This is a genomic window from Streptomyces sp. Q2 (genome assembly GCF_056820935.1).
Window position 1 is genome coordinate 135,271 of record NZ_JBXEJE010000027.1, and the last position, 25,297, is coordinate 160,567.

Here is a 25,297-nt window from a genome sequence, read left to right on the forward strand (position 1 = left end):
GCGCTTCTGACACTGTTCTGTCATGGCACAGCAAGCGACGCCGGTTCGCACGGCCCGGCTCGGGCGGGCACTGGGACCGGAGCCGACGGCGGTGAGCGGGGTGGTGCTGCTGCTCCCCGGCGGCGACGAGGTCTCCGGCCGCAGACCGTCTCCCCTGATGGCGACCGCGTCCGTACGCGCGTTGGGCCGCCGGCTGGCACGTACGGGCCGTGACGACGGCCTGGTCACGCATGTCGTCCACTACCGCTATCGCGGCTGGAACGGCAGCGAGGCCCATCCGGCGCACGACACGTCCTGGGCGGTCGAGGAGGTCGTACGGCGCTACGGCGACGTCTCCGTCTGCCTGGTCGGCGTCGACATGGGCGGGCGCGCGGCGCTGCACGCGAGCGGGCACGAGGCCGTCAACTCCGTGGTGGCACTGGCCCCCTGGCTGCCCGAGGAGGACATGGCCGCCCCACCCGAACCGGTGAAGCAGCTCGTGGGACGCCGGGTGCTGATCGTGCACGGCACGAACGACGAACGTACCGATCCGGAGCTGTCGTTCCGGCTGGCGGCACGGGCGAAGAAGGCCAACCGGGACGTGTGCCGGTTCGAAGTCCATTCCGACGGACACGGGTTGCATCAGCACCGGGACGAAGTCCACGCGCTGGCGGCGGACTTCGTGATGGGGACGCTGTTCGGGCGGGCGCTGTCACGGCCGGTCCGGGACGCGTTGGCGGCGCCGCCGCCGCTGGGGTTGCGGATGCCGCTCGCCTCAGGCTTCGGGCAGTCCCTTCGCCGTTGAGGCTCGGGGTCGGTGGGGGGTGTGCGGGTTCGTGGGGGCTGGTCGCGCCCACGCGGCGGAGCCGCATGTCGACACAGCCCCGCGCCCTCAGGTCGGCAGCAGGTTGCCTCGTTTCGAGAGCAGGAACTTCTTGAAGGCGGCCACGGGCGGCGTATCCGGGTGGCCGTCCAGCCAGGCCACGCCGATCTCTCTGGCCGCCCGCGGGGCTGTGACCGTCAGTTCCACAACCCCCGGGCGAGGGAAGACGGGTGGGGGCAGGAGGGCTACCCCCAGGCCGGCCGCCACCAGACCCCTCAGCGTTTCCGCCTCCTCGCCCTCGAAGGCGACCCGGGGCTTGAAGCCGGCCTCCTGGCAGAGGTCGTCGGTGATGCGGCGCAGGCCGTAGCCGGGTTCGAGGGTGACGAAGGTTTCGTCGGCGGCCTCGGCGAGACGGACGCGCCGGCGGCCGGCGAGGGGGTGGTCGGCCGGGACGACCAGGCGGAGCTTCTGCTCGTCGAGGCGGCGGGCGACCAGGTCGGGGGCGTCCGGAACGGGAGAGGTGAGACACAGGTCCAGCTCGCCCGCGCGCAGCCGCTCGATCATCGCCTCGCCGTAGTTCTGGACGAGGCTGAAGCGGACTCGGGGATGGTCGGTGCGGAAGGCCTGAAGCAGGCCGGGCACGGTCTCGGCGCCCATGGTGTGCAGGAAGCCGAAGGCGACCTTGCCGGTGGCCGGGTCGGCGTCGGCGCGGACCTCGTCGGCGGCGCGCCGGATCTCGGCGAGGGCACGCTCGACGGAGCCGAGGAAGGTGCGGCCGGCGGGGGTGAGGGAGACCGTGCGGCCGCGGCGGGCGAACAGGTCGACGCCCAGGTCCTGTTCGAGCCGGACCATGGCCCTCGACAGGGTGGACTGCGGGACCTGCATCTCCTGGGCGGCGCGGGTGACGTGCTCGGTGCGGGCGACGCCGGCGAAGTACGCGAGGCGCGGGGCCAGCAACATCACCATGTCTTCTGTGTCACTGGACGGTGACAGGCGCGCCTGTGACCTCTGCTGATGCTCCATGGGAACGATTATGCCGATTCCATGCATTGGACGGATGATCGGGAGCGTACGTAACTTCGAGGCATGTCTCCCGCCAGTACCGGGGCGTCCACCATCGTGGGCGCCGCTGCTCCAGCCCCTGTCGTCGATTCCCGAGTGGCCCCGGGCGGCCCCGGTTACCGCCGGATGAGCTTCGCCCTCTTCCTCGCCGGTGTCGCGACCTTCGCCCTCCTCTACTCCACACAGGCCCTGCTGCCGCTGATCTCCGGCGACTTCGGGGTGGCGGCGAGCGAGGCGAGCTGGACGGTGGCGGCCGCGACCGGCGGACTGGCCCTGTTCGTCCTGCCGATGAGCGCCCTGTCGGAACGGTTCGGCCGTCGTACGGTGATGACGGCCTCGCTGGCCGTCGCGGTGACCGTCGGTCTCCTGGTCCCCTTCGCACCCTCGCTGACCGCGCTGATCGTGCTGCGGGCGGTGCAGGGCGCGGCGCTGGCGGGTCTGCCGGCCTCGGCGACGGCCTACCTCGCGGAGGAGGTCACGCCCAAGGCGCTGGTCACCGCGATCGGCCTGTTCGTCGCGGGCAACAGCGTCGGCGGGATGAGCGGCCGGGTCATCACCGGCTGGGTCGCGCAGGAGTGGGGCTGGCGGGTCGCGGTCGGCGTGATCGGCGTGATCGCGGTCGGCTGCGCGGTGGCCTTCCGGCTGCTGCTGCCCGCCCCACGGCACTTCGCGCCGGGCTCACTGCGGCCGCGGGTGCTGGCCCGCACGGTCCGTGACCACCTCTCCGACCCGCTGCTGCGCCGGCTGTACGCGATCGGCGCGCTGTTCATGACGGTGTTCGGCGGCGTCTACACGGTGATCGGATACCGGCTGACCGAGGCGCCCTTCGACCTGCCCCAGGGCATCATCGGGTCGATCTTCCTGGTCTACCTGGTGGGCACGGTGTCGGCGTCCACGGCCGGGCGGCTGGTCGGGCGCCTCGGCCGCCGGGGCGCGCTGTACGCGGCGGGCGGTACGACGACCACGGGTCTGCTGCTGTCCCTGGCCGACTCCCTTGCGCTGGTCCTGCTGGGACTGGTGCTGATCACGGCGGGCTTCTTCGCGGGGCACGCGGTCGCGTCGTCGGCGGTCAGCAAGACGGCGACGAAGGGGCGGGCGCAGGCCTCGGCCCTCTACCAGTCGTCCTACTACGTCGGCTCCAGCGCGGGCAGCACCGTCGGCGCGGTCGCCTTCCACGCGGGCGGCTGGGCCGGGACGGTGGGCGTCGGCCTGCTGGCGGTGCTCGGCGTCGTGACGATCACGGTGTTCGGGTCGCGGGCGGCGCGGGTCGCCGCGCGGCGGGTCCCTGTGCCGGCCCACTGACCTGGCCGTGCCAGAGGGCTCCGCCCCCTGGCACCCCCGGCCTCCGCCTGTCGCCCCGCCCGACCCGGTGGGGCGACAGGCGGAGGCCGGCCTCTCCCACCTGCTCCTTTCCCCACTCCCCAGGCCATTGTCAGTGCCCTGCGGTAGCTTCCGAAGTGCTGGGCGCAAAGGCGCGCGACAGAACGCCACAGGGGTGGGTGGACGACGATGAGTGACACGGTGACGACGGATCTTGACGTCAGGCTGGAGAAACACCGGACCGAGCTGACGGGGTACTGCTATCGCATGCTCGGCTCCTCCTTCGAGGCCGAGNGGCCATTGTCAGTGCCCTGCGGTAGCTTCCGAAGTGCTGGGCGCAAAGGCGCGCGACAGAACGCCACAGGGGTGGGTGGACGACGATGAGTGACACGGTGACGACGGATCTTGACGTCAGGCTGGAGAAACACCGGACCGAGCTGACGGGGTACTGCTATCGCATGCTCGGCTCCTCCTTCGAGGCCGAGGACGCGGTGCAGGACACGATGGTCCGGGCCTGGCGCAGCTACGAGAAGTTCGAGGGCCGCTCCAGCCTCCGCTCCTGGCTGTACCGCATCGCGACGAACGTGTGCCTGGACATGCTGACGGCCGGCAACAAACGCGCGAGGCCGATGGATCTCACCGACTCCACCCCCCTCGCCCGGGCCGCGCTGTCCCCCCGCCCGGACAACACCTGGCTGGAGCCGATGCCGGACGCACGCGTACTGCCGACGACCGAGGACCCGGCGGAGGCGGCCGTCGCCAAGGAGTCCGTGCGGCTGGCCTTCATGGCCGCCCTCCAGCAGCTCCCGGCCAAGCAGCGCGCGGTGCTGATCCTGCGTGAGGTGCTGGCGTGGAAGGCGAGCGAGGTCGCCGAGCTGCTCGACACCTCGGTCGCCTCGGTCAACAGCGCGCTGCAGCGGGCCCGGGCGACGCTCGCCGAGCGGGAGCAGCTTGGCGCGGACGCGGCCGTGTCCGACCCGCTGGACGACGAGCAGCAAAAGCTCCTGGACCGCTATGTGGCGGCGTTCGAGGGCTATGACATGACCGCTCTGACGGCCCTGCTGCACGAGGACGCCGTCATGACGATGCCGCCGTTCGACCTGTGGCTGACCGGCCCCTCGGACATCACCGGCTTCATGACGACGCTCGGTGCTCCCTGCGCGGGCTCACACCTGGTGCCGGTCCAGGTCAACGGTCTGCCGGGCTTCGCCCAGTACAAGCCGGACCCGGACAAGGGTGGCTTCATCCCGTGGGCGGTGCAGGTCCTCGAGATCTCACAGGGCCGGATCACCGGGTTCCACTGTTTCCTCGACACGCAGCGCTGGTTCCCGCTGTTCGGGCTGCCGCTCCGTCTCGAAGCGGAGGCCGACCAGGTCGAGGAGGGCGTGTAGGCCGGGGTCGGCATCGCGCAGCCGGATCCGGCCCCCGGCCCGCCGGGCGGTGAGCTCCAGCCGGGCCAGCAGGTCGACGGTGCCCAGCCCCGGCGGCCCTACCCCTCCGACGTCGCACACCACGGCCCTGGCACCACCGGCCTCCAGCAGCGCCCGCACCTCGTCGCACAGCCCGGTCACCTCGTCCCTGGTGACGGGGCCGGTCAGCACGAGTACTGCGGGTGTCATGGCGTCCACGAGCGGTAGACCGGCGGGGCGGGCGTAACTCATCGCGGCCGGCGTCTTCCCTCGCTGTCCGCCGACCGGGATCACATTGACCCGCCGCCCTCCTTCCCCGGAGGGTTGCCTGTATGCCCCACATATCGTCGCCGCCCCGGAGACCGCACGCCTTCCTCACCTGTGAGGAGGCTCCGTGCAGGGGGTGCTGACCGGCTTCGCGGTCATCGCCGTCGTCATCGGCGTCGGCTATGCGCTCGGGCGGGGCGGTCACCTCGGCGAACACGGCCGTGACGTCCTGACCAAGCTCGCGTTCCACGTGGCCTCACCCGCTCTGCTGTTCACCACGCTGGCCCGCACCGACCTGTCGCTGATCTTCTCCAGCCGCCTGGTCGTGACCGCGCTGAGCACGGCGGCCGCGGCGGGCGTCTTCGTCGCGGTGGGTGTCGTACGCGGCTGGGGAATCGGCCGCACGACGATCGGCGCCCTGTGCTCGGGCTACGTCAACTCCGGCAACCTCGGCATCCCGATCGCCGTGTACGTGCTGGGCGACGCCTCCCTGGTGGCACCGGTCCTGCTGTTCCAACTCCTCCTCCTGGCGCCGGTCGCGCTGACCATCCTGGACCTGTCGGGCAGGGGCCAGAAGGGGCCGCTGTGGCAGCGGCTGCTCACACCGTTGCGCAATCCGATCGCGGTGGGCTCGCTGGCCGGGGTCCTGGTGTCGGCGAGCGGGATGCGGATCCCGGCCGCCGTCATGAATCCGGTCACCCTGATCGGCAACATGTCCGTCCCGGCGGTCCTGCTCGCCTTCGGCATCTCCCTGTGCGGCAGCACGATGCCGGGCCGGGGCCCGGACCGCCACCTCGTGCTGCTGTCGGTGGCGCTGAAGACGGTGGGGCAGCCGATGGTGGCCTGGGCGCTGGCGGTGGGCGTGTTCGGGCTGCGCGGTGCCGCACTCCTCGACGTGGTGGTGACCTCGGCCCTGCCGGCCGCACAGAACCTCTTCACCTACGCGTCCAGCTACGGGGTGGGCGAGCGGCTGGCGCGGGACTCGATCCTGGTGTCGACGGTGCTGTCGGTGCCGGTTTTGGTGGTGGTGGCGGCGTTGTTGGGGTGACCTGCATCAACTATGGGGAAAGTCGCTGGTGTAGAGGTCGAGGTCGAAGGGCTTCGGCAAGGGGATGGTGGCACCGAACTTGCCCGCCCGCAGGACGCGATAGACGTCACCATGGGGCTCGCCGTGCAGCGTGATCGTTGGGCCTCCGGGGGCCCGATTGTCGATGAGGAGGTAGAGAGGAACGCCTGCCTGTGCGTACCCCGCCGCCTTCTTGATCCGGTCGTTGCTCGCGTTGGACTTGGAGGTGATCTCGACGATGAGTTCCGCCGCGTCAGCGGGGACGCAACAGCCCTTCTCGGCGCGCAGCACCTGCCTCGGCGCCACAGCAAGGTCCGGAATATACAGCCCGATGCGGGACGGCACGGCTGTGCACAACCTCTGGTAGACGCCCCAGTCTTTCGGGATGACCTCGTACAGGCTGCGCTGCACGAGGTCCGCGATGTCGTTGTGCGCGTTGGACGGCGGTGGGGTGCCACGGTGACGATCCCCTCGATGCTGGGACCGGTGACGCACCGATCGGAGACACCGCCATGAGCGCACTCCCCGTCGACCACTCGACGGCCGGCGGCCACGAGTGGGACGAACTCGTCCGGATCTGGCAGGAGACGGACGCACCCGAGGGCTGCCGAACGGGACCGGCGGGGGTCCACCGGTCCCGTTCACCCAAACGAGGAAAGTCCAGGTCAAGCGATACGTTCCAGCACCACCGGCGACGCCGAGAACGTCGTCCCCGCCGCCGCGATGTCGTACGAGCCCTCCACCGACTCGAGGGCGTACGCGAAGCGCTCGGGGGTGTCCGTGTGCAGGGTCAGCAGGGGCTGGCCCTGGGTCACCGTGTCGCCGGGCTTGGCGTGCAGCTCGACGCCCGCGCCCGCCTGCACGGGGTCCTCCTTGCGGGCGCGGCCGGCGCCCAGGCGCCAGGCGGCGACGCCGATGTCGTAGGCGTCGAGGCGGGTCAGGACGCCCGAGGACGGGGCCTTGATCACGTGCTGTTCGCGCGCCACCGGCAGCTCCGCGTCCGGGTCGCCGCCCTGGGCCGCGATCATGCGGCGCCACACGTCCATGGCGGAGCCGTCGGCGAGGGCCTTCGCCGGGTCCGCGTCCTTGACGCCGGCCGCGTCGAGCATCTCGCGGGCCAGGGCGATGGTCAGCTCGACGACGTCCGCCGGGCCTCCGCCCGCCAGGACCTCCACCGACTCGCGGACCTCCAGGGCGTTGCCGGCCGTCAGGCCGAGCGGGGTCGACATGTCCGTGAGCAGGGCGACCGTCTTCACGCCGTGGTCCGTGCCCAGGCCCACCATCGTGGAGGCCAGTTCGCGCGCGTCCTCGATCGTCTTCATGAAGGCGCCGGTGCCGACCTTCACGTCCAGGACCAGGGAGCCGGTGCCCTCGGCGATCTTCTTCGACATGATCGAGGAGGCGATCAGCGGGATCGCCTCGACCGTGCCGGTCACGTCACGCAGGGCGTACAGCTTCTTGTCCGCCGGGGCCAGGCCGTCGCCCGCCGCGCAGATCACCGCGCCGGTGCCGTCCAGTACGGACAGCATCTCCTCGTTGGAGAGCAGGGCCCGCCAGCCGGGGATCGACTCCAGCTTGTCCAGGGTGCCGCCGGTGTGGCCGAGGCCCCGGCCCGACAGCTGCGGGACGGCCGCGCCGCAGGCCGCGACCAGCGGGGCGAGCGGCAGGGTGATCTTGTCGCCGACGCCGCCCGTGGAGTGCTTGTCCGCCGTCGGGCGGGACAGGGACGAGAAGTCCATGCGCTCCCCGGAGGCGATCATCGCGGCGGTCCAGCGGGCGATCTCCCGGCGGTTCATGCCGTTGAGCAGGATGGCCATCGCAAGCGCGGACATCTGCTCGTCGGCGACCTCCCCGCGGGTGTACGCGTCGATGACCCAGTCGATCTGCTGGTCGCTGAGCTCACCGCGCTCCCGCTTGGTGCGGATGACGGAGATGGCGTCCATGGCCATGGCGTGGCCTTCCTTCCGAAAAGCATTCAGAAACTGCGCGGCCCCCGAGTGGCCGAAGCCGGCGACTCGAAGGGACCGCACGGGAGTTACTTGGTGAGATGCCCCGGCCCGAAGGCCTGCGGCAGCATCTGCGACAGCGGCAGGATGCCCGCCGGCGTCTCCAGCAGCAGGTCGGGGCCGCCGAACTCGTACAGCAGCTGCCGGCAGCGGCCGCACGGGACGAGGATCGCGCCCTGGCCGTCGACGCAGGTGAAGTGCGTCAGACGGCCGCCGCCGGTGTTGTGCAGCTCCGAGACGAGACCGCACTCGGCGCACAGGCCGAGGCCGTACGAGGCGTTCTCGACGTTGCAGCCGGAGACCGTGCGCCCGTCGTCGACCAGGGCCGCCACGCCGACCGGGTAGCCGGAGTACGGGGCGTACGCCCGTGACATGGCGTCCCGGGCCACCGCCCGCAGCGTGTCCCAGTCGACGTCGGTCACTTGCCCTGTCCCTTCCGGTAGGGCATGCCGTCCGCCTTCGGCATCCTGAGGCGCTGGGCCGACAGCGCGAGGACGACGAGCGTGATGACGTACGGCGTGGCGGAGACGACCTGGTTGGGGACCTCGTTGGTGCCCAGGTACCAGGTGAGCACCAGGCCGCCGACGAGCAGGGTGATCGCGGAGGAGGTGTACTTCTTCCGGAACGCCAGCCAGATGGAGCCGATGATCAGCAGCAGCGCGCCGAGCAGCAGCAGCGCGTGGACGTTCTCGGAGCCGCCGCGCAGGTTGAGGCTGTCGGTGTAGCCGAACAGGCCGGCGCCGATGGCGAGTCCGCCCGGCATCCAGTTGCCGAAGATCATCGCGGCGAGACCGATGTAGCCGCGGCCGCTGGTCTGGCCCTCCAGGTAGAAGGGGTTGGCGACGATGGAGAGGAAGGCACCGCCGAGGCCGGCCAGACCGCCGGAGATGATCACGGCGATGTACTTGTACTTGTAGACGTTCACGCCGAGCGACTCGGCCGCGATCGGGTTCTCGCCGCAGGACCGCAGCCGCAGGCCGAACGCGGTGCGCCACAGGATCCACCAGGTGCCGGGGATCAGCGCGATGGCGATCAGGGTCAGCCAGGACACGTTGGTGATCAGACCGCCGAGCAGACCGGCGATGTCCGAGATGAAGAACCAGCCCTTGGCGTTCAGGTCGGTCAGCGCGTCCGACAGTCCGGGCACCGTGAAGTTGCCGAGGGAGTCCACCGGCGGGGACTGCTTGGCCGAGCCGCCCGTGTGGCCCTCGAAGGCGAGCGGGGCGAGGTAGCGGGTGGCGCCGAGGGCGAGGATGTTGATGGCCACGCCGGAGACGATGTGGTTGACGTTGAAGGAGACGGTGACGATCGCGTGCAGCAGACCGCCGATCGCGCCGCCGAGGATGCCGACCAGGACGCCCGTCCACGGGCCCCACTGGAAGCCGGCCCAGGCACCGAACCAGGTGCCGAGGATCATCATGCCCTCGAGGCCGATGTTGACGACGCCCGCGCGTTCGGCCCACAGACCGCCGAGGCCGGCGAGGCCGATCGGGACGGCGAGCTGGAGGGCGGTGGACATCTGGCTGACGTTGGTGATGCCGTCGGCGCCGGTGATGATGCGGACGATCGACGTCAGCGCCAGGGCGCCGGCGATGACCAGCAGCAGGACGGGCCATGACATGCGGCGCCCGGTCGGCGCCGTGGGCTGCAGCGTGGGCTGGTTGAGGTCGGTCACGGTGGTCATCGGCCCGCCACCTCCTTCTTCACGTTGTTGTCGGCGCCGAGGATGTTTCCGGCGGCCAGTTCCGCGCCGACCCGGCGCTGCTGGCGGCGCAGGCCCCACTCGCGTACGGCCTCGTACGAGACGACGACCGAGAGCACGATCAGGCCCTGCATGATGACCGCGATCTCCTTGTCGTAGTCGTGGAAGTCCAGCTCGGGCGAGGCCTTGTCGAGCCAGGCCCACAGCAGGGCGGCGAAGGCGATACCGGTGGGGTTGTTACGGCCGAGCAGGGCGATGCCGATGCCGAGGAAGCCGATGCCGGTGGGGAAGTTGAGGTTGTAGGTGTGCGAGTCGCCGAGCAGGATCGGCAGGCCCGCGAGACCGGCGAGACCGCCGGAGATGAGCATCGCGGTCAGGATCATGCGCTTGGGGTCGACACCGCTGGCCGCCGCCGCGGACTCCGAGGCACCGGAGGCACGCAGGTCGAAGCCGAAGCGGGTGCGGTTGAGGACGACCCAGTAGCCGACGCCGAGCAGAGCGGCGAGGACCACCAGGCCGTAGATCTCGCCGGCCGCGCCCATGTCGATGCCGGGCACCCAGCCCGACTCGTGCATCTCGCCGGTGGTGTTGTTGTTGCCGACCTTGACCCCGAAGACGTTCGGAAGCCACAGGTAGGCGATCACGGAGACCGCGATCGCGTTGAGCATGATCGTCGCGACGACCTCACTGACCCCGCGGGTGACCTTGAGGACACCGGCGATGCCGGACCAGAAGGCGCCGGTGAGGATCGCGGTGAGGAGCAGCAGCGGGATCTGCAGGACGGCCGGCAGGTTCGCGTGGGCGCCGACGATCGCGGCCATCATGGCGGCGAGCTGGTACTGGCCGTCGACCCCGATGTTGAACAGGTTCATCCGGAAGCCGATGGCCACCGCGAGCGCCGCGATGTAGTACATCGACGCCTGGTTGATGATGCGGACCTGGACGTCGGAGAACGAGGCCTGCTCGAACATGATCGAGAAGGGCTCGACCGGGTTCTTGCCGGAGGCGACCAGCACGATCGCGCTCAGCACGAAGGCCACGGCGAGCGCGATGACCGGTCCGGCCACCGCGAGGAGCACGCGCTCCTTGTCGAACTTCTTCATCAGCGGGCCTCGTCTTCCGGAGACTCGGGAGACTTGCGGATCTCGGGGGTCTCGGGGGTGTCTGCCGGGGTCTCGGTGGTCTCTTCGTGTTCGAGGTGCCCGGTGACGGCACCGGTCATGGCCGAGCCGAGCTCCTCCGGGGTGATGGTGGCCGGGTCCGCGTCGGCGACCAGCTTGCCGTTGTACATCACGCGCAGGGTGTCGGACAGGCCGATCAGCTCGTCGAGGTCGGCGGAGATCAGCAGCACGGCCAGGCCCTCGCGGCGAGCCTCGCGGATGTGGTCCCAGATCGCGGCCTGCGCTCCGACGTCCACACCCCGGGTGGGGTGGGCGGCGATCAGGAAGCGCGGCTTGCTGCTCATCTCACGGCCGACGATCAGCTTCTGCTGGTTGCCGCCGGACAGGGAGGCGGCGGTGACGTCGATGCCGGGGGTGCGGACGTCGTAGTCGGCGACGATCCGGCGGGTGTCCTCCTGGGCCGCCTTCGGGTTCAGCCAGACGCCCTTGGCGTTGGGCTTCTCGGTGACGTGGCCGAGGATGCGGTTCTCCCAGAGGGGGGCCTCCAGGAGCAGGCCGTGGCGGTGGCGGTCCTCGGGGATGTAGCCGATGCCCTGCTCGCGGCGCTTGCGGGTGGGCCAGCCGGTCATGTCCTCGTCGATCAGCGTGATCGTGCCGGAGTCGGCGCCCTTGAGGCCGATGAGCGCGTCGACCAGCTCGGTCTGGCCGTTGCCCTCGACTCCGGCGATGCCCAGGATCTCGCCCGCGTGGATGGTGAAGCTGATGTCGTCGAGGAGGGCCTTGCCGCCGAACGCCTCCAGGCGCAGTTTGTCGACGGTGATGACCGGGCGGTCGGTGACCGTGGACTCGGCGGTCTCGGGGGTGGGCAGCTCGCTGCCCACCATCATCTCGGCGAGCTGACGCGGGGTCGTCTCGGCGGGGACCGCGGTGCCGACGGTCGTGCCGCGGCGGATGACGGTGATCTCGTCGGCGACGGAGAGGACCTCGCCGAGCTTGTGGGAGATGAAGATGACCGACAGGCCCTCGGCACGGAGCTCGCGGAGGTTGTCGAAGAGCGCGTCCACCTCCTGCGGCACGAGCACGGCGGTCGGCTCGTCGAGGATCAGCGTGCGGGCGCCTCGGTAGAGGACCTTGAGGATCTCCACGCGCTGGCGGGCGGCGACGCCGAGTTCCTCGACGAGGACGTCGGGGCGCACGCCGAGGCCGTAGCGCTCGGAGATCTCCTGGATCTTGCGGCGGGCCTTGGCGCCGATGCCGTAGAGCTTCTCGCTGCCCAGCACCACGTTCTCGAGCACCGTGAGGTTGTCGGCCAGCATGAAGTGCTGGTGGACCATGCCGATGCCGCGGACGATGGCGTCGGCCGGGGAGGAGAAGGTGACCTGATCACCGTCGATCGCGATGGTGCCCTCGTCCGGCTTCTGCATGCCGTAGAGGATCTTCATCAGCGTCGACTTGCCGGCGCCGTTCTCGCCGACGAGGGCGTGGACGGTGCCCTTGCGGACGGTGAGATGGATGTCGTGGTTGGCCACGACGCCCGGGAAACGCTTGGTGATCCCGGCGAGCTCGACGGCGGTCACTTGACCTTTGACCGCCGCTCCGGCCGGAGGGCTGCTGGACGCGTTGATGGCGCACTCTCCTGGGGACGGGGGTCGTCTACGCGCGTAGCGCCCCTACGGCATCGAAAAGGGGCCCGGCGCCCGTGACAACGGGGTACGGGGAGACAGCCTCCCCGTACCCCGTTGAGCGGACGTAACCCCGCGGTTACACGCTGCTCAGGGTATTGCTCAGTCAGCTGCTCTTGACCTTGATCTCGCCGCTGATGATCTTCTCCTTGGCCGTCTTGAGGGCGTCCTGCAGCTCGGTGTTGTCCGCGAACTTCGGGTTGGAGTTCGACAGGCCGACCTCGCCGGTCTTCAGATCGCCCCTGACGATACCGGTCTCGGGCTTGCCGTCCTCGACCGACTTCGCCAGGTTGTACACCGCCTTGGCTACGTCCTTCATCGCCGAGGTGAGGATGGAGTCCTTGTACTTCGCGAGGGCTTCCTGCTTGTACTGGTCGGAGTCGACGCCGACCGCCCAGATCTTGTTGGCGGCGGCGGCCTCGATCACGCCCTGGCCGGACAGACCGGCGGCCGCGTAGACGACGTCGGCCTTCTTCTCGATCTGACCCTCGGCGGCCGTCTTGCCCTTGTCCGGGCTGGAGAAGCCGCCCTCCTCGGCCGTCTGGGTGAGGTACTGCGAGAGGACCTTGACCTTGGAGTCGGTGTCCTTGACGCCCTGCTCGAAGCCCGCCTGGAACTTGTGGATCAGCGGGATGTCCACGCCGCCCACGAAGCCGACCACGTTCGTCTTGGTGTTCTTGGCGGCGGCCACACCGGCGAGGTAGGAGGCCTCCTCCTCGGAGAAGACCAGGTCCGCCACGTTGTCCGCCTGGACCGTGGAGTCGTCCACGATGCCGAAGGTGGTGTCCGGGAACTTGGCCGCGGCCTCCTTGACGGCCGTCGCGTACGCGTACCCGATGCCGATGACCGGGTTGTACCCCTGCTTGGCCAGCGACTCCAGACGCTGCTGCTTGTCGGCGTCGGTCTCGCCCTCGGTGGGCTCGAGGTCGGCCGTGTCGTAGGAGAACTCCTTCTTCGCCTCTTCCAGGCCCGCGTACGCCGCGTCGTTGAAGGACTGGTCGCCCTTGCCGCCGACGTCGTACGCGATCGCGAGACCCTTGTCGCCCTTCGAGTCCGAGGACGAGCTCGAAGTCGAGGTACCGCCACAGGCGGAGAGGGCGAGGGCCAGAGAGGCGGTCGCTGCGCCTGCGACCGTGATCCGGGAAATCCGGCGCATGTGTGGTGCTCCTGTCGAGTAGCGGGTCCGGAGAAGTGCGGGTGCGTTGCCGCGCCCGCCGCGGCGGCGGCTGATGCCACAGGCGGTGCGTGCTCTTCCCGTGCCGAGGCGGCGCGGGGGTCGCTCGACTTCCCCGGGGTCGCTCAGCGCCGGGGACGGTTTCGGCTTCGACGCTGGCTTCGCCGCAGATTAACGCGCGTAGACCTGCCTGAAAACCCCTTCTGTCCACCTTGTTATCCGGCCGTGCCCAACGCGAACTCGCCCTTGACCCGAGGGTTGCCGACCGCAAAGGGAGGGTGGCGGTGAGTGACCCGGACACGACACGCCGAAGCGGGCGGGGACTCGTAAGTCCCCGCCCGCTTCGTACCGATCCGACCGCGTTCGCCCGTTCGGGCAGAACCGCGGGGAACTACTCGGTCTTGACCTTGATGGTGCCGTCGATGATCTCTTCCTTGGCCTTGGCCACCGCGGCGGAGAGACCCGCGACCTTCGCGAACTCCGGGTTGCTCTCGGACAGGCCGACGCCGTTCACCTTCAGGTCGAAGGTCTGGACGCCGGTCAGCGGCTTGCCGTCCTTGACGGACTTGGCCAGGGCGTACACCGAACCGCCGACGTCCTTGAGCGCGGAGGTCAGGATGGAGCCCTTGTACGACGCCAGCGCGGCCTGCTTGTACTGGTCGGAGTCGACGCCGATCGCCCAGACCTTGGCCTTGGCGGCGGCCTCGATCACGCCCTGGCCGGACAGACCGGCGGCCGCGTAGAGAACGTCGGCCTTCTTCTCGATCTGGCCCTCGGCAGCGGCCTTGCCCTTGTCGGGGCTGGAGAAGCCGCCCTCCTCCGCCGTCTGCGTCAGGTACTGCGAGAGGACCTTGACCTTGGGATTGGTGTCCGCGACGCCCTGCTTGTAGCCGGCCTCGAACTTGTGGATCAGCGGGACGTCGACACCGCCCACGAAACCGACGATGTTCGTCTTGGTGGCCTTGGCGGCGGCGACGCCGGCCAGGTACGAGGCCTCGTTCTCGGCGAAGACGAGGGACGCCACGTTCTTGCCCTCGACCACGGAGTCCACGATGCCGAAGGTGGTCTTCGGGTACTTCGCGGCCACGGCCTCCATCGCGGGGGTGTAGGCGAAGCCGACGCCGATGATCGGGTTGTAGCCCTGCTTGGCCAGCGAGGACAGACGCTGTTCCTTGTCGGCGTCGGTCTCGCCCTCGGTGGGCTCGACGTCGGCGGTCTTGTAGCCGAACTCCTTCTGCGCCTTCTCCAGACCGGAGAACGCGGCGTCGTTGAAGGACTGGTCGCCCTTGCCGCCGATGTCGTACGCGATGGCGAGACCGAGGTCGCTCTTGGTCTCGCTGTCGCTGCCGCCGTCAGTGCTGGTGCCGCCACAAGCGGTTGCGGCGAGCGCGAGCGACGCGACCCCCACCGCGACACGGGTCAGTTTGGATATCCGACGCATCTCGAAGTTCCCCATTCTCCAAAGCCCCGCAGTGGGTGCTGAGTTCGGCGCAGAGTAACGCGCGTAGACACTCCTGGGAACGGGGTTTCGTGTGGCCGTTATCCATTCGTGCCGATGGCCGGTTACGTCCCTGTGAACCACTGGATCGAATGGGATGCCGTGGGACACCGTGCTCTCAGGTCCCGTAACTTTCCGTGCCTCCGGATGTGACCAGCGTGATGACGCACCTGTTGCACGCCACGCGCTCAGACTCTCTCCGCCCCGCCCGGGCCGCAACCTGAACGGGGCTTTCGGAGGACCGGCTAGAGACCGCCGTCCAGGAGGGCGGCGGCGGTGAACAGTTCCACGCCCACCGTGATCGCCGACTCGTCGGCGTCGAAGTCGCCCTGGTGAAGGTCGCGTACGGCGCGCTCGCCGGGAGGGCGGACACCGAGGCGGGCCATGGCGCCGGGGATGTGCTGGAGGTACCAGGAGAAGTCCTCGCCACCCAGGCTCTGCTCGGTGCTCTCGACGGAGTCGACACCCCGGCGGGCGATCATGGCGTCCCGGACCAGCTCGGTGACGTCCGGGTCGTTGACGACCGGCGGCACTCCGCGCACGTAGTTGATCTCCGACTTGGCGCGGTGCAGGTTGGCGACCTCGTCGATCGCGGCGACCACGATGTCGGGCGCCTGCCGCCAGGCGTCGATGTCCAGGCACCGTACGGTCCCGGAGAGCTCGGCGTGCTGCGGGATCACGTTCGGGGCGTGGCCCGACTCGATGCGGCCCCAGGTGACGGCGAGACCCGCGCGGGTGTCGACGCGGCGGGCGACGAGGGCCGGCACGTCGGTGACGACGCGGGCGACGGCGGTGACCAGGTCGGTCGTCAGGTGAGGTCGCGCGGTGTGGCCGCCGGGGCCGTCGAGGGCGATCTCCAGCCGGTCGCAGGCGGAGGTGATGGCGCCCTGTCGCAGCCCGATCCGTCCGGCGTCGACCCGCGGGTCGCAGTGGACGGCGAGCATCCGCCCGACCCCGTCGAGCACCCCGCAGTCGATGGCGTCGGCGGCACCGCCGGGCAGTACCTCCTCCGCGGGCTGGAAGATCAGCCGTACGGGTCTGGGCAGCAGCCCCTGCCGGTGCAGCTCGGCGAGGACGAGCCCGGCGCCCAGCACCACGGTGGTGTGCACGTCGTGACCGCAGGCGTGCGCGCGGTCCGGGACGGTGGAGCGGTACGAGCACTCGGTCTTCGTGTCCGGGATGGGCAGGCCGTCGATGTCGGCCCGCAGGGCGAGCATGGGGCGGCCGCCGTCCCACTCGCCGATGTCACAGACGAGCCCGGTGCCGACCGCGAGTACGCGCGGCTTCAGGCCGGCCTTCTCGAGCCGTTCCTTGATCGCCGCCGTGGTGCGGAACTCCTGGTTGCCGAGCTCGGGGTGCATGTGCAGGTCTCGGCGGAAGGCGACGAGTTCGGCACGGAGCGCCTCGGGCAGCACACCGGGAAGCAGCGCTTCCCCGGCGGAATCGGCCTCGGACTCTAGGGACGTCAATTGCTTCACCCTCTGAAGGGTAGGACGCCCGGGCGGTCGACCGACCCTCGATCAACAAAAGATCAACCATGAGAGGGAAGAAAATCTGATCGCCGGACGTATATGTACCGTTCGGGATGGGTACACTCGCCGGCTTTCCGGCCGAGTGGATGTGAATCGCACCCATCCCCTTCTCCACGGATACCACGCCTCGTCCTGAAAAGGCCGGTCTGTTCACCTGTCGGACTGGTGAAGCGCCCCACATTCCAGGCACCGGATCAGTAGGGTGCGGCAGCGTGAGTGCCGAGACGCTGGACCACCTGCGGGCCACCCGAACGTCGTACGACAAGATCGCCGACGTCTACAGCGAGCGCTACGCCGACGGCCTCGCCGACAGACCGGTGGACCGCGCGCAGGTCGCCGCCTTCGCCGAGTTGGTGCGTGACAACGGGTCGGCTCCCGTCGCCGATCTCGGCAGCGGCCCCGAGTACGTCACCGCCCGGCTGCGTGCGCTCGGGCTGCCGGTCTTCGGCGTCGACATCTCGCCCCGGATGGTGGAGCTGGCCCGCCGGGCCCACCCCGGTCTGCGCTTCCATGTGGGATCCCTCACGTCCCTGGATCTGCCGGACGGGACGCTGGGCGGGATCGTCGCCCTGTACTCGATCATCCACGTGCCCGACGAGGATCTGCCGACGGCGTTCGCCGAGTTCCACCGCGTCCTGGCGCCCGGCGGTCATGTGCTGCTCGCCTTCCAGTCCGGGGACGAGGAAGGGCGGCTGCACCTGGCGGAGCGGTTCGGTCGGGAGATCTCGCTCGACTACTACTGGCGTACACCGCAGACGGTCGCCGGCCACCTCACCGACGCGGGCCTGCGCCTCCAGGTCCGGGTGCTGCGTGAGCCGTACGGGGAGGAGACGCGGCCGCGGACCTTCCTCCTGGCGAGGAAGCCTGCGTAGGAACCGTCACACCGCGGTGACCGCCGACAGCCGGGTCACGTCCCGTGCCGAGCCCGTCACGCCCGACAGGAAGCCCTGGGCGCGCGGTGAGGCGTTCCGGGTGAGCCATTCGGGGTCGATGTCACAGACCGCGACGCGTACGTCCGTGCCGACGAGGGCGAGCGGGAGGGTGTGGACGACGGTCGAGGGGAAGCTGAGGATCGTACGGCCGACCGGGCCGCGGCGGGCGATCAGCTCCAGGGGGAGGTCGGGGCGGACGATCTCCAGGCCGGTCTCCACGGCGAGGCGGTGGAGTTTGTCGGTGGCTTCCCGGCGGTGGGCGAAGTAGCGGGTCGCGCCGTGGGCCTTGGCCAGGGCGCGGACGGCCTCCAGGTAGCGGTCGGCGTCGACGACTCCCGTCTCCACCAGCGAGGTGCCGACCAGGTCGGCGCCCTTGGTGATGCGGGGCGGGCCGAAGCGGGAGCGGGTCCAGGCGAAGGCGTTCGCGGTGACCGTGACGCCGGCCGGGGTCTCGTCCATGGGCATGGAGGAGAAGATCTCCACCGTCCGGCGCCCGCTCGGCGTCAGCCGGCGCCTGGCCACGGACGACACCGGCGCGAAGACCAGGTCGCGGGGGCCCGGCCGGCCGCCCTTGCGGTGCCAGCGGACCAGGCGTTCGCCGCCGGCCAGCTGGGCGACGAACTCCATCGTGGCCGTGCCGTCGTCGACGACGACGAGGTCGCGGGCCCTGGTGATCGTCAGCAGCAGCTGGACGTATCGCGAGAAGGGGTCGCCCAGGACCACCCGGTCGGCCCGGCGGAGCATTCCGGTGAGGCCGCCTATGGTCTGGAACGGAGCCAGGGGACCGCCCCTCGCCTCCTCCCAGCGGACCTGGTGGCCCTCCTCGCGGGCGAGCTCGGACATGCGGCGCAGCTGGCCGCGGGTCATGGGGTCGATCGGGGACAGGACGACGAGGGTGAGCCCCGCGCCGGGTGCCCGCTCCTGCTCGTCGTGCTCGGGGGCCCGCACACGCGTGTGCGCCCACTCCAGCACGTTCAGCAGCTGTACCGGACTCTCCACGAAGGCGAGAGTGCGGGGGCCGGCGGACCCGGCGCGGCGGCTCATCTACGTACGACCGTCCCGTCGTAACTGATTCTGTGGGGGGTGTGGGTGCCGGGGCTCAGACCGCGACCGGCTCGCCCGCCGCCGCCGCGATCTCCGCCTCGGCGACGACACCGCTGACGCGGCGCAGCTTCTTCATCGGGCCGAGCTCGGACTCGTAGACCTTCTTGACGCCGTCGCCCAGCGAGGCCTCGATGGTGCGGATGTCGCGGACGAGGCGGGTGAGGCCCTGCGGCTCGACGGAGGCGGCCTGGTCGGAGCCCCACATCGCGCGGTCGAGGGTGATGTGGCGCTCGACGAAGGCGGCGCCGAGGGCGACGGCGGCGAGGGTGGTCTGCAGGCCGGTCTCGTGGCCGGAGTAGCCGATCGGGACGTTCGGGTACTCCTTCTCCAGGGTGTTGATCACCCGGAGGTTGAGCTCCTCGGCCTTCGCCGGGTAGGTCGAGGTGGCGTGGCAGAGCAGGATGTTGTCCGAGCCGAGGACCTCGACCGCGTGCCGGATCTGCTTCGGGGTGGACATTCCGGTGGAGAGGATGACGGTGCGGCCGGTGGCGCGGAGCTCGCGCAGCAGCTCGTCGTCGGTCAGGGAGGCGGAGGCCACCTTGTGGGCGGGGACGTCGAACTTCTCCAGGAAGGCGACGGCCTCGTTGTCCCAGGGGGAGGCGAACCAGTCGATGTTCTTGGTCTTGCAGTACTCGTCGATCTGGCGGTACTCGTCCTCGCCGAACTCCACGCGGTGGCGGTAGTCGATGTACGTCATCCGGCCCCAGGGGGTGTCGCGCTCGATGTCCCACTGGTCGCGCGGCGTGCAGATCTCGGGGGTGCGCTTCTGGAACTTGACCGCGTCGCAGCCGGCTTCGGCGGCCGCGTCGATGAGCTTGAAGGCGTTCTCCAGCTCGCCGTTGTGGTTGATGCCGATCTCGCCGGTGATGTAGACGGGGTGACCCGGGCCGGCGGTCTTCGAACCGAACGTGCGCAGGCGGGAGTTGGTGCTCATGGCAGGAACGTTCCTTAACTGTTGAGGGAGTCGAGAGAAGGGCCGAGGATCCAGCTGGCGATCTCTCGGATCGCGCCGTCGCCACCGGGGACGGTGGTGACCGCGCGTGCGGCGCCGCGCACCACGTCGTGGGCGCTCGCGACCGCCACGGGCCAGCCGACGAGGGCGAAGCACGGGAGGTCGTTGACGTCGTTGCCGACGTAGAGCACGCGCTCGGGCGCGATGCCCTGCTCCTCGCACCACTGCTTCAGTGCGAGGTCCTTGCGGTCGATGCCGTGCAGGACCGGGATCCTGAGCTTCCGGGCACGGGCGGCGACGACCGGGTTCTGCTCCGTGGAGAGGATCAGCATGTTCAGGCCGCTGTTGCGCAGGGCGGCGATGCCGAGGCCGTCTCCGCGGTGGACGGAGACGAACTCCTTTCCATCGGCGTCGATCAGCACCCGGTCGTCGGTCTGGGTGCCGTCGAAGTCCAGTACGACCGCGTCGATGTCGTCGGCGGCGGGAAGGGCGCCGGGACGGTTCGCGTCGAAGAGGGGGGCCAGCGCGCGGGCGCGGGCCAGGTCGTGCGGGTCGTCGATCTCCAGCACGCGGGCCGGGTCCGTGCGGACCAGTTCCGTGTGGCCGAAGAAGCGGTGCCGGTGCTTGCGGAAGCCCGCCGCGTCCATCGCGTAGGCGGCGCCCGTCTCCAGGAAGTCCTGGGGGCGGTCCTGGCGGCGGGGGCGGTAGGACTTGTCGTGGTTGACGCCGTGACCGCCGTTCCCGTCGGCGGAGCCGGCCGCCTGGTCCGCGTCCCGCCAGACGAACCCGTGGAACGGCGCCACGGTCACCGCGGTGTCCGCCCCGTTCTCGACGACGGCGGCGGCGACGCCCTCGACGTCCTCGCGGGCGATGAACGGGCTGGTGCACTGCACGAGCAGGACCACGTCGACGGCCGCGCCGTGCAGGGCCTCGTGGGCCTCCATCGCGTGCAGGACCGCGGCCTCCGAGGTGGCCAGGTCACCGGCGATGGCGGCCGGCCGCAGCACGACCTCCGCGCCGGCCTGACGGGCGGCGGCCGCGATGGCCTGGTCGTCGGTGGAGACGACCACGTCCGTCACCAGCCGGGTCGCACGGCACTCGCGCACCGCTCGCGCCACCAGCGGGACACCGCCGACGGGGGCGAGGTTCTTCGCGGGCACGCCCTTGGAGCCGCCGCGCGCGGGGATCACCGCGAGCACCCGGCGCACCGAAGCGCCTTGGCCCGCTGCCGGGTGGGACATGGGGTCTACTCCTTGAAGAGAGGTCACAGCTCCCCCATCCGCCGGATGACGGGAGCCACCCGCTGCACCCCGTGCCGGTAGGCGCCGCGCGCCGCCCGGCGCACGATCTGCCGGACCGGGCCCGGCTCCCGGTCGGCGGCGGGGGCGCCGGGCAGCGGGCTGCCGTCCGGGCCGAGGTGGTGGCGGGCGAGGATGCCGGGCAGGTAGCCGGGCGCGGTCGCGGGTGTGTAGTACGGGGTCAGCGGGGGCAGTCCGGGCGCGGCCAGCAGCTTGGTGATCCGCTCCCGCGCCGCGTCGAAGGCGTGGGCGTACGCGCCGCCCTCAGCCGCGACGCCCTGCCGGGCCACCCACTCCTCGTCGGGCGCGGGCCGGTGACCGGCGTCGAGCTGGTCCCAGGAGGCGAGGCAGCCGGAGCCGACGAAGTGGTGGTTGCCGAGCACCTCGCGCACGCCGAGGTCGGTGAGCACGACGGTGGGGATGCGGCGGTGCAGTGCTTCCAGGGCGGCCGTCGAACTCACCGTGACCAGCAGGTCGGTGCGGTCGAGCAGCTCGCCCATGTGGCCGTACACCAGACGGAGGTTGGGCGGCAGGTCGGCCCGCTGCGCCAGCTTCTGGTAGGGCAACTCCTCGATGTGCGTGGTGTGTTCGCCCGGCTTGGAGCGCAGCTTCAGCAGCACCTCGCGGTCGGGGTGCGTGCGGGCGTGCCGAACGAGCCGCTCCAGCAGGTACGTACGGTCCTTGCGGCTGTCCGGGACGGAGGGCTGGGCGGCGAAGACCACCGTGTAGGGCCTGCGCCCTTGCTCCGCGGACGGGTCGTGCTCGCCCGTGTAGGGGGCTCCGCCGAGGAACGGGAGTGCCACCTCGGTCACCGACGAGGCGTCGGCGCCCACTCCCTCGTACACCGTGCGGAAACGGTCCGCGTCCTGGCGGGAGTTGGCGAGGACGAGGTCGGCGCCGTGCCGCAGCAGGAGGCCGTCGGCGAGCTTCTCGTAGACGACACCGACATAGCCGGTGACGACGACGGGACGCTTCTCCCGGCCCTCCCAGGCCCGCCCCAGGCCGTGCAGCATCGCCTGCACGCCGCCGCCGACGAGGGCGATGACGACGACGTCGTACTCCTCCTCGGCCATGGCGCGCAGGAACTCGACCGCGGTGACCTCGCGCAGCGACTCGGCGCGCACCCCCACTTCCTCGAGCTGACGGGGCGTGGGCGTGGCCCGGCCGCGCAGCAGGAATCCGCTCAGGGCGGGGCCGGCTTGCGTGTCGTCGCGCGGTGCGGTTTCCATGGACGGGCCCGGCGTGATGCGGTCCGCGGTCAGCGCACCCCATTTCCAGCGGGTGTCCGAGTCCGCGAGGACGGCGATTCGCGGGGTGTTCCTGGTACGCGTTCCTGTACTTGGTGGCACGAGGAAGACGCTAGGAAGCAATTTCTAGGTGCGGCCCAACCGGGAATCAACGAAAAGTTAACAACAGCCCACCGAGAGCCGAACTGGCCCGTGGAAAAGCGAAAAGTACAGTGGATGCACCATTCCGACACACGGAGTTCACCCCCTGTACGGTCACCGTACGGTTCCGCTGCCGGACCGGCTCCTAGGGTTTTGCAGGTGCCAAAGCTTTCCGTGATCGTGCCGTTCTACAACGTGCAGCAATTCGCCCCGGACACCCTCAGAAGCCTTCGAATGAACGCCCGGCCCGACTTCGAGTTCGTGCTGGTCGACGACAAATCGACGGACGAAACCCCGGCCATTCTCGAACGCGCCGCCGAGGAGCTTTCCGATGTCGCCCAGGTGCGTTATATCCGACATGAACAAAACGGCGGCCTCGCCACCGCGCGCAACACCGGCCTGGACGCCGCGCGGGGCGAGTACCTGACGTTCCTGGACGGCGACGACTGGCTGGCCCGCGGCTACCTCGCCGAACTGACCTCGGCGATCGAGGGGTTGGGCTGCGACTTCGTCCGCACCGACCATGTGCAGGCCACCGCCCGCGCCCGGACCGTGCAGCGGGCCCCGGTGGGCAGACGCGACGAGGTGCTGAACCCGCGTGAGGCGATCCTGCCCGCGGACCGGACGACGTCGGTGGACTACGCCTACGCCTGGGCCGGCGCCTACCACCGCCGCCTGCTCGACCAGGGCCTGCTGCACTTCACCGACGGGCTGCGCACGGCCGAGGACCGGCCGTGGATCTGGAAACTGCACCGTGAGGCCGAGTCGTTCGCCGTGGTGAGCCTGCTGGGCGTGTTCTACCGGCGGGGGGTCGCCTCCTCGCTGACCCAGATCGGCGACGCCCGCCAACTCGACTTCATCCGCGCCTTCGACCAGGTGATCGAGGAGACGGCGGCGGACCCGGACGCCGGCCGGCTGCTCCCCAAGGCGGTGCGCACCTACTGCGCGATCATCGCCCACCATCTCTCGGACGAGTCCAAGTGGGAGCCGGCCGTGGCCAAGCAGCTGCGGGCGATGAGCGCGGCGGCGATCAAGCGCATGCCGCAGGACGCGCTCGGTGACGTACTCGAGACCATGGACATGCGCCGCTCCGCCAAGCTGCGGCGGCTGCGGCGCCGGGTCAGCACAGCGAAGGCGGCCGCCTGATGCCCCAGACCACCCCTCGCACCACGCAGATCTTCTGCGCCTCGACGCTGTACGGCGCCGCCACCCTGGCCGCCGCGATCGACTCCGACCTGTTCGCCGAGCCGGACCGCCGGGTGCTGCTGGTCTTCAACAACTCCACCACCCCGGAGACCACACCGGCGCTGGACGAGATGCCGGGGTTCGAGCCGCTGCGCAGCCACTTCGACGACGTCCTGTCCTGGAACCAGGCCATCAGCCCCTTCCACCCCGGCTCCTGGACCCCGCGCCCGGACGACGTCCCGCTCTTCGAGCGCTACCTCCGCCTCCTGTGGGGCCTCGGCGACGACCGTGTGGAGCTGGTCCTGGAGTCCATCCAGGTCACCCCCGCGCTCACGGTGGCCCAGCTGTTCACCGGCGCGCCCGTCGACGTCTACGCCGACGGCCTGATGAGCTACGGCCCCACCCGCAACAAGCTCGACCCGCTGGTCGGCACCCGGGTGCGCCGGCTGCTGCACCTGGACCTGGTGCCGGGGCTCACGCCGATGCTGCTGACCGAGTTCGCGGTGCCGGCGCGGGTGGTGCCGACGTCCACGTTCCTGAAGGTGATGAACGAACTCGCCGTGTCGGTACCCGGGTTGCCGGTACTGCCGGACGACTCGGCGCTGCTGCTGGGCCAGTACCTGTCCGCGCTGAACATCCTCTCCCCCGCCGAGGAGGAGGACCTGCACGTACGGATGATGCGGGCGGCGGTCGAGCGCGGGCACCGCACGGTCGTCTTCAAGCCACACCCCACCGCGCCGGCCCGCTACAGCCGTGCCCTGGAGACCGAGGCCGGGAAGCTGGGCGTGGACCTCACGGTGCTGGACACGCCCGTCCTCGCCGAGGTGCTGTTCGAGAAGGCGCGACCGGGCCTGGTCGTCGGCTGCTTCTCCACGGCCCTGTTCACGGCGTCCGCGTTCTACGACCTGCCCGTCGCCCGCATCGGCACCGAACGACTGCTGGAACGGCTGACGCCGTACCAGAACAGCAACCGGGTCCCGGCGGTGCTTGCCGACGCGGTGCTGCCGGACGTGGAGTCCCGAAGGGGCGAGGCGCCGGTCCCCGCCGAGGATCTGTTCGGCCTGGTCACCGCCGTCGGTTTCACCATGCAGCCGCAGATCCACCCGAGCCTGCGCCCGGCGGCGGAGCGCTACCTCGCGAAGCACTTCGGCCCGCGCACCCGGCGGTACTTCAAGCGCAAGCGGCTCACCTCGCTCGGGCTGCCCGGCGGCATTCCGGAGCGGCTGGCGTTCCTGCCGCACAGTTCGACGGCACGCCGGGTGGTGCGGCGGGCACGGGCGCTGAAGAAGGCCGTGAAGCGCTGAGCGAAGCAGGGGTGAACCACGGGCTACCACAAAGGAAACAACGTTAATCCATCGAGTGTCTCCGTTGATTCCAAGGTGAAACGGCTCCCGTGAGCCTAGGATCACGGGCACCGCCCATCCGACCCCGTGAGGCACTCATGACCAAGCTCGGCCGGCTCTACTCGATGTTCGACACCGTCCACCTGCCCGACGACCTTCCCTACACCCAGTGCAGCACCTGGGAGCTGCAGTTCCTGTACCTGGTGGGGCGCCACACCCTGTCGGGCGAGGGCCGCGTCGTCGAACTGGGTTCGGGCGGCGGCGGATCGACGTACGCCCTGGCCATGGGCCTCGAGGAGAGCCCGGTGTTCGACGTGAGGACGGGGCGGCTGCACGCGTACGACTTCTTCCGCGTCGGCAAGGGCACGTTCGCCACGGAGAAGTTCTTCACGTCCGGCCACAAGCCGGCGGACGACAACTCCTTCCTGGACGACTTCCGGGGCCGCCTGGAGCC

23 protein-coding genes and 1 pseudogene are annotated in these 25,297 nt (G+C 70.3%); 9 read left to right on the forward strand and 15 right to left on the reverse strand.

The genetic code is table 11. The annotated features are described in order from the left end of the window. The first annotated feature begins 22 nt into the window (after positions 1-22). The gene (locus tag ACWBNA_RS29140; RefSeq protein ID WP_482707489.1) at positions 23-784 is read left to right on the forward strand and encodes a prolyl oligopeptidase family serine peptidase; all 762 of its coding nucleotides are present in this window, start codon (positions 23-25) and stop codon (positions 782-784) included. Between the two features lie 87 nt (positions 785-871). Here the strand turns inward: ACWBNA_RS29140 and ACWBNA_RS29145 are convergent, their stop codons facing one another. Beyond that, on the reverse strand, positions 872-1,825 hold the full coding sequence (locus tag ACWBNA_RS29145) for a LysR family transcriptional regulator (RefSeq protein WP_482707490.1): 954 nt from the start codon (positions 1,823-1,825) through the stop codon (positions 872-874). Positions 1,826-1,888: 63 nt separating this feature from the next. Here ACWBNA_RS29145 and ACWBNA_RS29150 point away from each other — a divergent pair, with 63 nt between their 5' ends. The 3 genes and pseudogenes from ACWBNA_RS29150 (at position 1,889) to ACWBNA_RS29160 (ending at position 4,575) form a co-directional block, all read left to right on the forward strand. Next, positions 1,889-3,166, forward strand: coding sequence for an MFS transporter (locus ACWBNA_RS29150; protein ID WP_482707491.1), 1,278 nt, complete (start codon positions 1,889-1,891; stop codon positions 3,164-3,166). A gap of 207 nt (positions 3,167-3,373) precedes the next feature. After that, positions 3,374-3,478, forward strand: a pseudogene (locus tag ACWBNA_RS29155) (RNA polymerase subunit sigma-70); the annotation flags it as partial. A gap of 86 nt (positions 3,479-3,564) precedes the next feature. Further along, positions 3,565-4,575, forward strand: coding sequence for a sigma-70 family RNA polymerase sigma factor (locus ACWBNA_RS29160; protein WP_482707492.1), 1,011 nt, complete (start codon positions 3,565-3,567; stop codon positions 4,573-4,575). On the opposite strand, the gene ACWBNA_RS29165 is transcribed toward ACWBNA_RS29160, so the two are convergent. Further along, on the reverse strand, positions 4,459-4,845 hold the full coding sequence (locus tag ACWBNA_RS29165; RefSeq protein WP_482707519.1) for an STAS domain-containing protein: 387 nt from the start codon (positions 4,843-4,845) through the stop codon (positions 4,459-4,461). The genes ACWBNA_RS29160 and ACWBNA_RS29165 overlap by 117 nt on opposite strands. A 142-nt stretch (positions 4,846-4,987) precedes the next feature. Here ACWBNA_RS29165 and ACWBNA_RS29170 point away from each other — a divergent pair, with 142 nt between their 5' ends. After that, positions 4,988-5,908, forward strand: coding sequence for an AEC family transporter (locus ACWBNA_RS29170; RefSeq protein ID WP_482707493.1), 921 nt, complete (start codon positions 4,988-4,990; stop codon positions 5,906-5,908). Positions 5,909-5,914: 6 nt separating this feature from the next. On the opposite strand, the gene ACWBNA_RS29175 is transcribed toward ACWBNA_RS29170, so the two are convergent. The 9 genes from ACWBNA_RS29175 to ACWBNA_RS29215 form a co-directional block, all read right to left on the reverse strand. Then, positions 5,915-6,337 (reverse strand): Uma2 family endonuclease, encoded by a 423-nt coding sequence (locus ACWBNA_RS29175; RefSeq protein ID WP_482707494.1) that lies wholly within the window; start codon positions 6,335-6,337, stop codon positions 5,915-5,917. A gap of 254 nt (positions 6,338-6,591) precedes the next feature. Further along, positions 6,592-7,869, reverse strand: a complete 1,278-nt coding sequence (locus tag ACWBNA_RS29180; RefSeq protein ID WP_482707520.1) for a thymidine phosphorylase — start codon at positions 7,867-7,869, stop codon at positions 6,592-6,594. A gap of 92 nt (positions 7,870-7,961) precedes the next feature. Beyond that, complete coding sequence (locus ACWBNA_RS29185) at positions 7,962-8,354, reverse strand: cytidine deaminase (protein WP_482707495.1); 393 nt, start codon at positions 8,352-8,354, stop codon at positions 7,962-7,964. Then, the gene (locus tag ACWBNA_RS29190; RefSeq protein WP_482707496.1) at positions 8,351-9,616 is read right to left on the reverse strand and encodes an ABC transporter permease; all 1,266 of its coding nucleotides are present in this window, start codon (positions 9,614-9,616) and stop codon (positions 8,351-8,353) included. The genes ACWBNA_RS29185 and ACWBNA_RS29190 overlap by 4 nt, the downstream gene beginning before the upstream one ends. Beyond that, complete coding sequence (locus tag ACWBNA_RS29195; protein WP_482707497.1) at positions 9,613-10,737, reverse strand: ABC transporter permease; 1,125 nt, start codon at positions 10,735-10,737, stop codon at positions 9,613-9,615. Before ACWBNA_RS29195 ends, ACWBNA_RS29190 begins: the two co-directional genes overlap by 4 nt. Continuing rightward, positions 10,737-12,332, reverse strand: coding sequence for an ABC transporter ATP-binding protein (locus tag ACWBNA_RS29200; protein ID WP_482707498.1), 1,596 nt, complete (start codon positions 12,330-12,332; stop codon positions 10,737-10,739). Before ACWBNA_RS29200 ends, ACWBNA_RS29195 begins: the two co-directional genes overlap by 1 nt. Positions 12,333-12,543: 211 nt before the next feature. Next, positions 12,544-13,593, reverse strand: a complete 1,050-nt coding sequence (locus ACWBNA_RS29205; RefSeq protein WP_482707499.1) for a BMP family lipoprotein — start codon at positions 13,591-13,593, stop codon at positions 12,544-12,546. Positions 13,594-14,002: 409 nt separating this feature from the next. Further along, the gene (locus ACWBNA_RS29210) at positions 14,003-15,052 is read right to left on the reverse strand and encodes a BMP family lipoprotein (RefSeq protein ID WP_482707500.1); all 1,050 of its coding nucleotides are present in this window, start codon (positions 15,050-15,052) and stop codon (positions 14,003-14,005) included. Positions 15,053-15,354: 302 nt separating this feature from the next. Beyond that, positions 15,355-16,587, reverse strand: a complete 1,233-nt coding sequence (locus tag ACWBNA_RS29215; protein WP_482707501.1) for a M20 family metallopeptidase — start codon at positions 16,585-16,587, stop codon at positions 15,355-15,357. A 266-nt stretch (positions 16,588-16,853) separates the two neighbouring features. Here ACWBNA_RS29215 and ACWBNA_RS29220 point away from each other — a divergent pair, with 266 nt between their 5' ends. Next, positions 16,854-17,513: a class I SAM-dependent DNA methyltransferase gene (locus tag ACWBNA_RS29220; RefSeq protein ID WP_482707502.1), complete on the forward strand. Its 660-nt coding sequence runs from the start codon at positions 16,854-16,856 to the stop codon at positions 17,511-17,513. Between the two features lie 6 nt (positions 17,514-17,519). On the opposite strand, the gene ACWBNA_RS29225 is transcribed toward ACWBNA_RS29220, so the two are convergent. Genes ACWBNA_RS29225 through ACWBNA_RS29240 form a run of 4 tightly spaced genes read right to left on the reverse strand, consistent with a single transcriptional unit; the run spans position 17,520 to position 22,276 of the window. Next, positions 17,520-18,617, reverse strand: coding sequence for a hypothetical protein (locus ACWBNA_RS29225; RefSeq protein ID WP_482707503.1), 1,098 nt, complete (start codon positions 18,615-18,617; stop codon positions 17,520-17,522). A 55-nt stretch (positions 18,618-18,672) separates the two neighbouring features. Continuing rightward, complete coding sequence (locus ACWBNA_RS29230; RefSeq protein ID WP_383871460.1) at positions 18,673-19,611, reverse strand: N-acetylneuraminate synthase family protein; 939 nt, start codon at positions 19,609-19,611, stop codon at positions 18,673-18,675. A gap of 14 nt (positions 19,612-19,625) precedes the next feature. Then, the gene (locus tag ACWBNA_RS29235; RefSeq protein WP_482707504.1) at positions 19,626-20,870 is read right to left on the reverse strand and encodes a cytidylyltransferase domain-containing protein; all 1,245 of its coding nucleotides are present in this window, start codon (positions 20,868-20,870) and stop codon (positions 19,626-19,628) included. Between the two features lie 23 nt (positions 20,871-20,893). Then, a complete protein-coding gene (locus ACWBNA_RS29240) occupies positions 20,894-22,276 on the reverse strand; it encodes a DUF6716 putative glycosyltransferase (protein WP_482707505.1) in 1,383 nt (460 codons plus the stop codon). A 198-nt stretch (positions 22,277-22,474) separates the two neighbouring features. On the opposite strand from ACWBNA_RS29240, the gene ACWBNA_RS29245 reads away from it, so the two are divergent. The 3 genes from ACWBNA_RS29245 to ACWBNA_RS29255 form a co-directional block, all read left to right on the forward strand. Continuing rightward, the gene (locus ACWBNA_RS29245; RefSeq protein ID WP_482707506.1) at positions 22,475-23,461 is read left to right on the forward strand and encodes a glycosyltransferase family 2 protein; all 987 of its coding nucleotides are present in this window, start codon (positions 22,475-22,477) and stop codon (positions 23,459-23,461) included. Then, positions 23,461-24,804: an alpha-2,8-polysialyltransferase family protein gene (locus tag ACWBNA_RS29250; RefSeq protein WP_482707507.1), complete on the forward strand. Its 1,344-nt coding sequence runs from the start codon at positions 23,461-23,463 to the stop codon at positions 24,802-24,804. Before ACWBNA_RS29245 ends, ACWBNA_RS29250 begins: the two co-directional genes overlap by 1 nt. Positions 24,805-24,941: 137 nt before the next feature. Beyond that, the coding region (locus tag ACWBNA_RS29255) for a hypothetical protein (RefSeq protein ID WP_482707508.1) at positions 24,942-25,297 on the forward strand (356 nt) is incomplete at its 3' end.

Coding starts and splice junctions, on each gene's coding strand:
- ACWBNA_RS29235 (WP_482707504.1), bottom strand. CDS start 20,870: ATGTCCCACCCGGCAGCGGGCCAAGGCGCTTCGGTGCGCCGGGTGCTC.
- ACWBNA_RS29145 (WP_482707490.1), bottom strand. CDS start 1,825: ATGGAGCATCAGCAGAGGTCACAGGCGCGCCTGTCACCGTCCAGTGAC.
- ACWBNA_RS29190 (WP_482707496.1), bottom strand. CDS start 9,616: ATGACCACCGTGACCGACCTCAACCAGCCCACGCTGCAGCCCACGGCG.
- ACWBNA_RS29195 (WP_482707497.1), bottom strand. CDS start 10,737: ATGAAGAAGTTCGACAAGGAGCGCGTGCTCCTCGCGGTGGCCGGACCG.
- ACWBNA_RS29165 (WP_482707519.1), bottom strand. CDS start 4,845: ATGAGTTACGCCCGCCCCGCCGGTCTACCGCTCGTGGACGCCATGACA.
- ACWBNA_RS29180 (WP_482707520.1), bottom strand. CDS start 7,869: ATGGACGCCATCTCCGTCATCCGCACCAAGCGGGAGCGCGGTGAGCTC.
- ACWBNA_RS29225 (WP_482707503.1), bottom strand. CDS start 18,617: ATGAGCCGCCGCGCCGGGTCCGCCGGCCCCCGCACTCTCGCCTTCGTG.
- ACWBNA_RS29230 (WP_383871460.1), bottom strand. CDS start 19,611: ATGAGCACCAACTCCCGCCTGCGCACGTTCGGTTCGAAGACCGCCGGC.
- ACWBNA_RS29160 (WP_482707492.1), top strand. CDS start 3,565: ATGAGTGACACGGTGACGACGGATCTTGACGTCAGGCTGGAGAAACAC.
- ACWBNA_RS29150 (WP_482707491.1), top strand. CDS start 1,889: ATGTCTCCCGCCAGTACCGGGGCGTCCACCATCGTGGGCGCCGCTGCT.
- ACWBNA_RS29210 (WP_482707500.1), bottom strand. CDS start 15,052: ATGCGTCGGATATCCAAACTGACCCGTGTCGCGGTGGGGGTCGCGTCG.
- ACWBNA_RS29140 (WP_482707489.1), top strand. CDS start 23: ATGGCACAGCAAGCGACGCCGGTTCGCACGGCCCGGCTCGGGCGGGCA.
- ACWBNA_RS29250 (WP_482707507.1), top strand. CDS start 23,461: ATGCCCCAGACCACCCCTCGCACCACGCAGATCTTCTGCGCCTCGACG.
- ACWBNA_RS29205 (WP_482707499.1), bottom strand. CDS start 13,593: ATGCGCCGGATTTCCCGGATCACGGTCGCAGGCGCAGCGACCGCCTCT.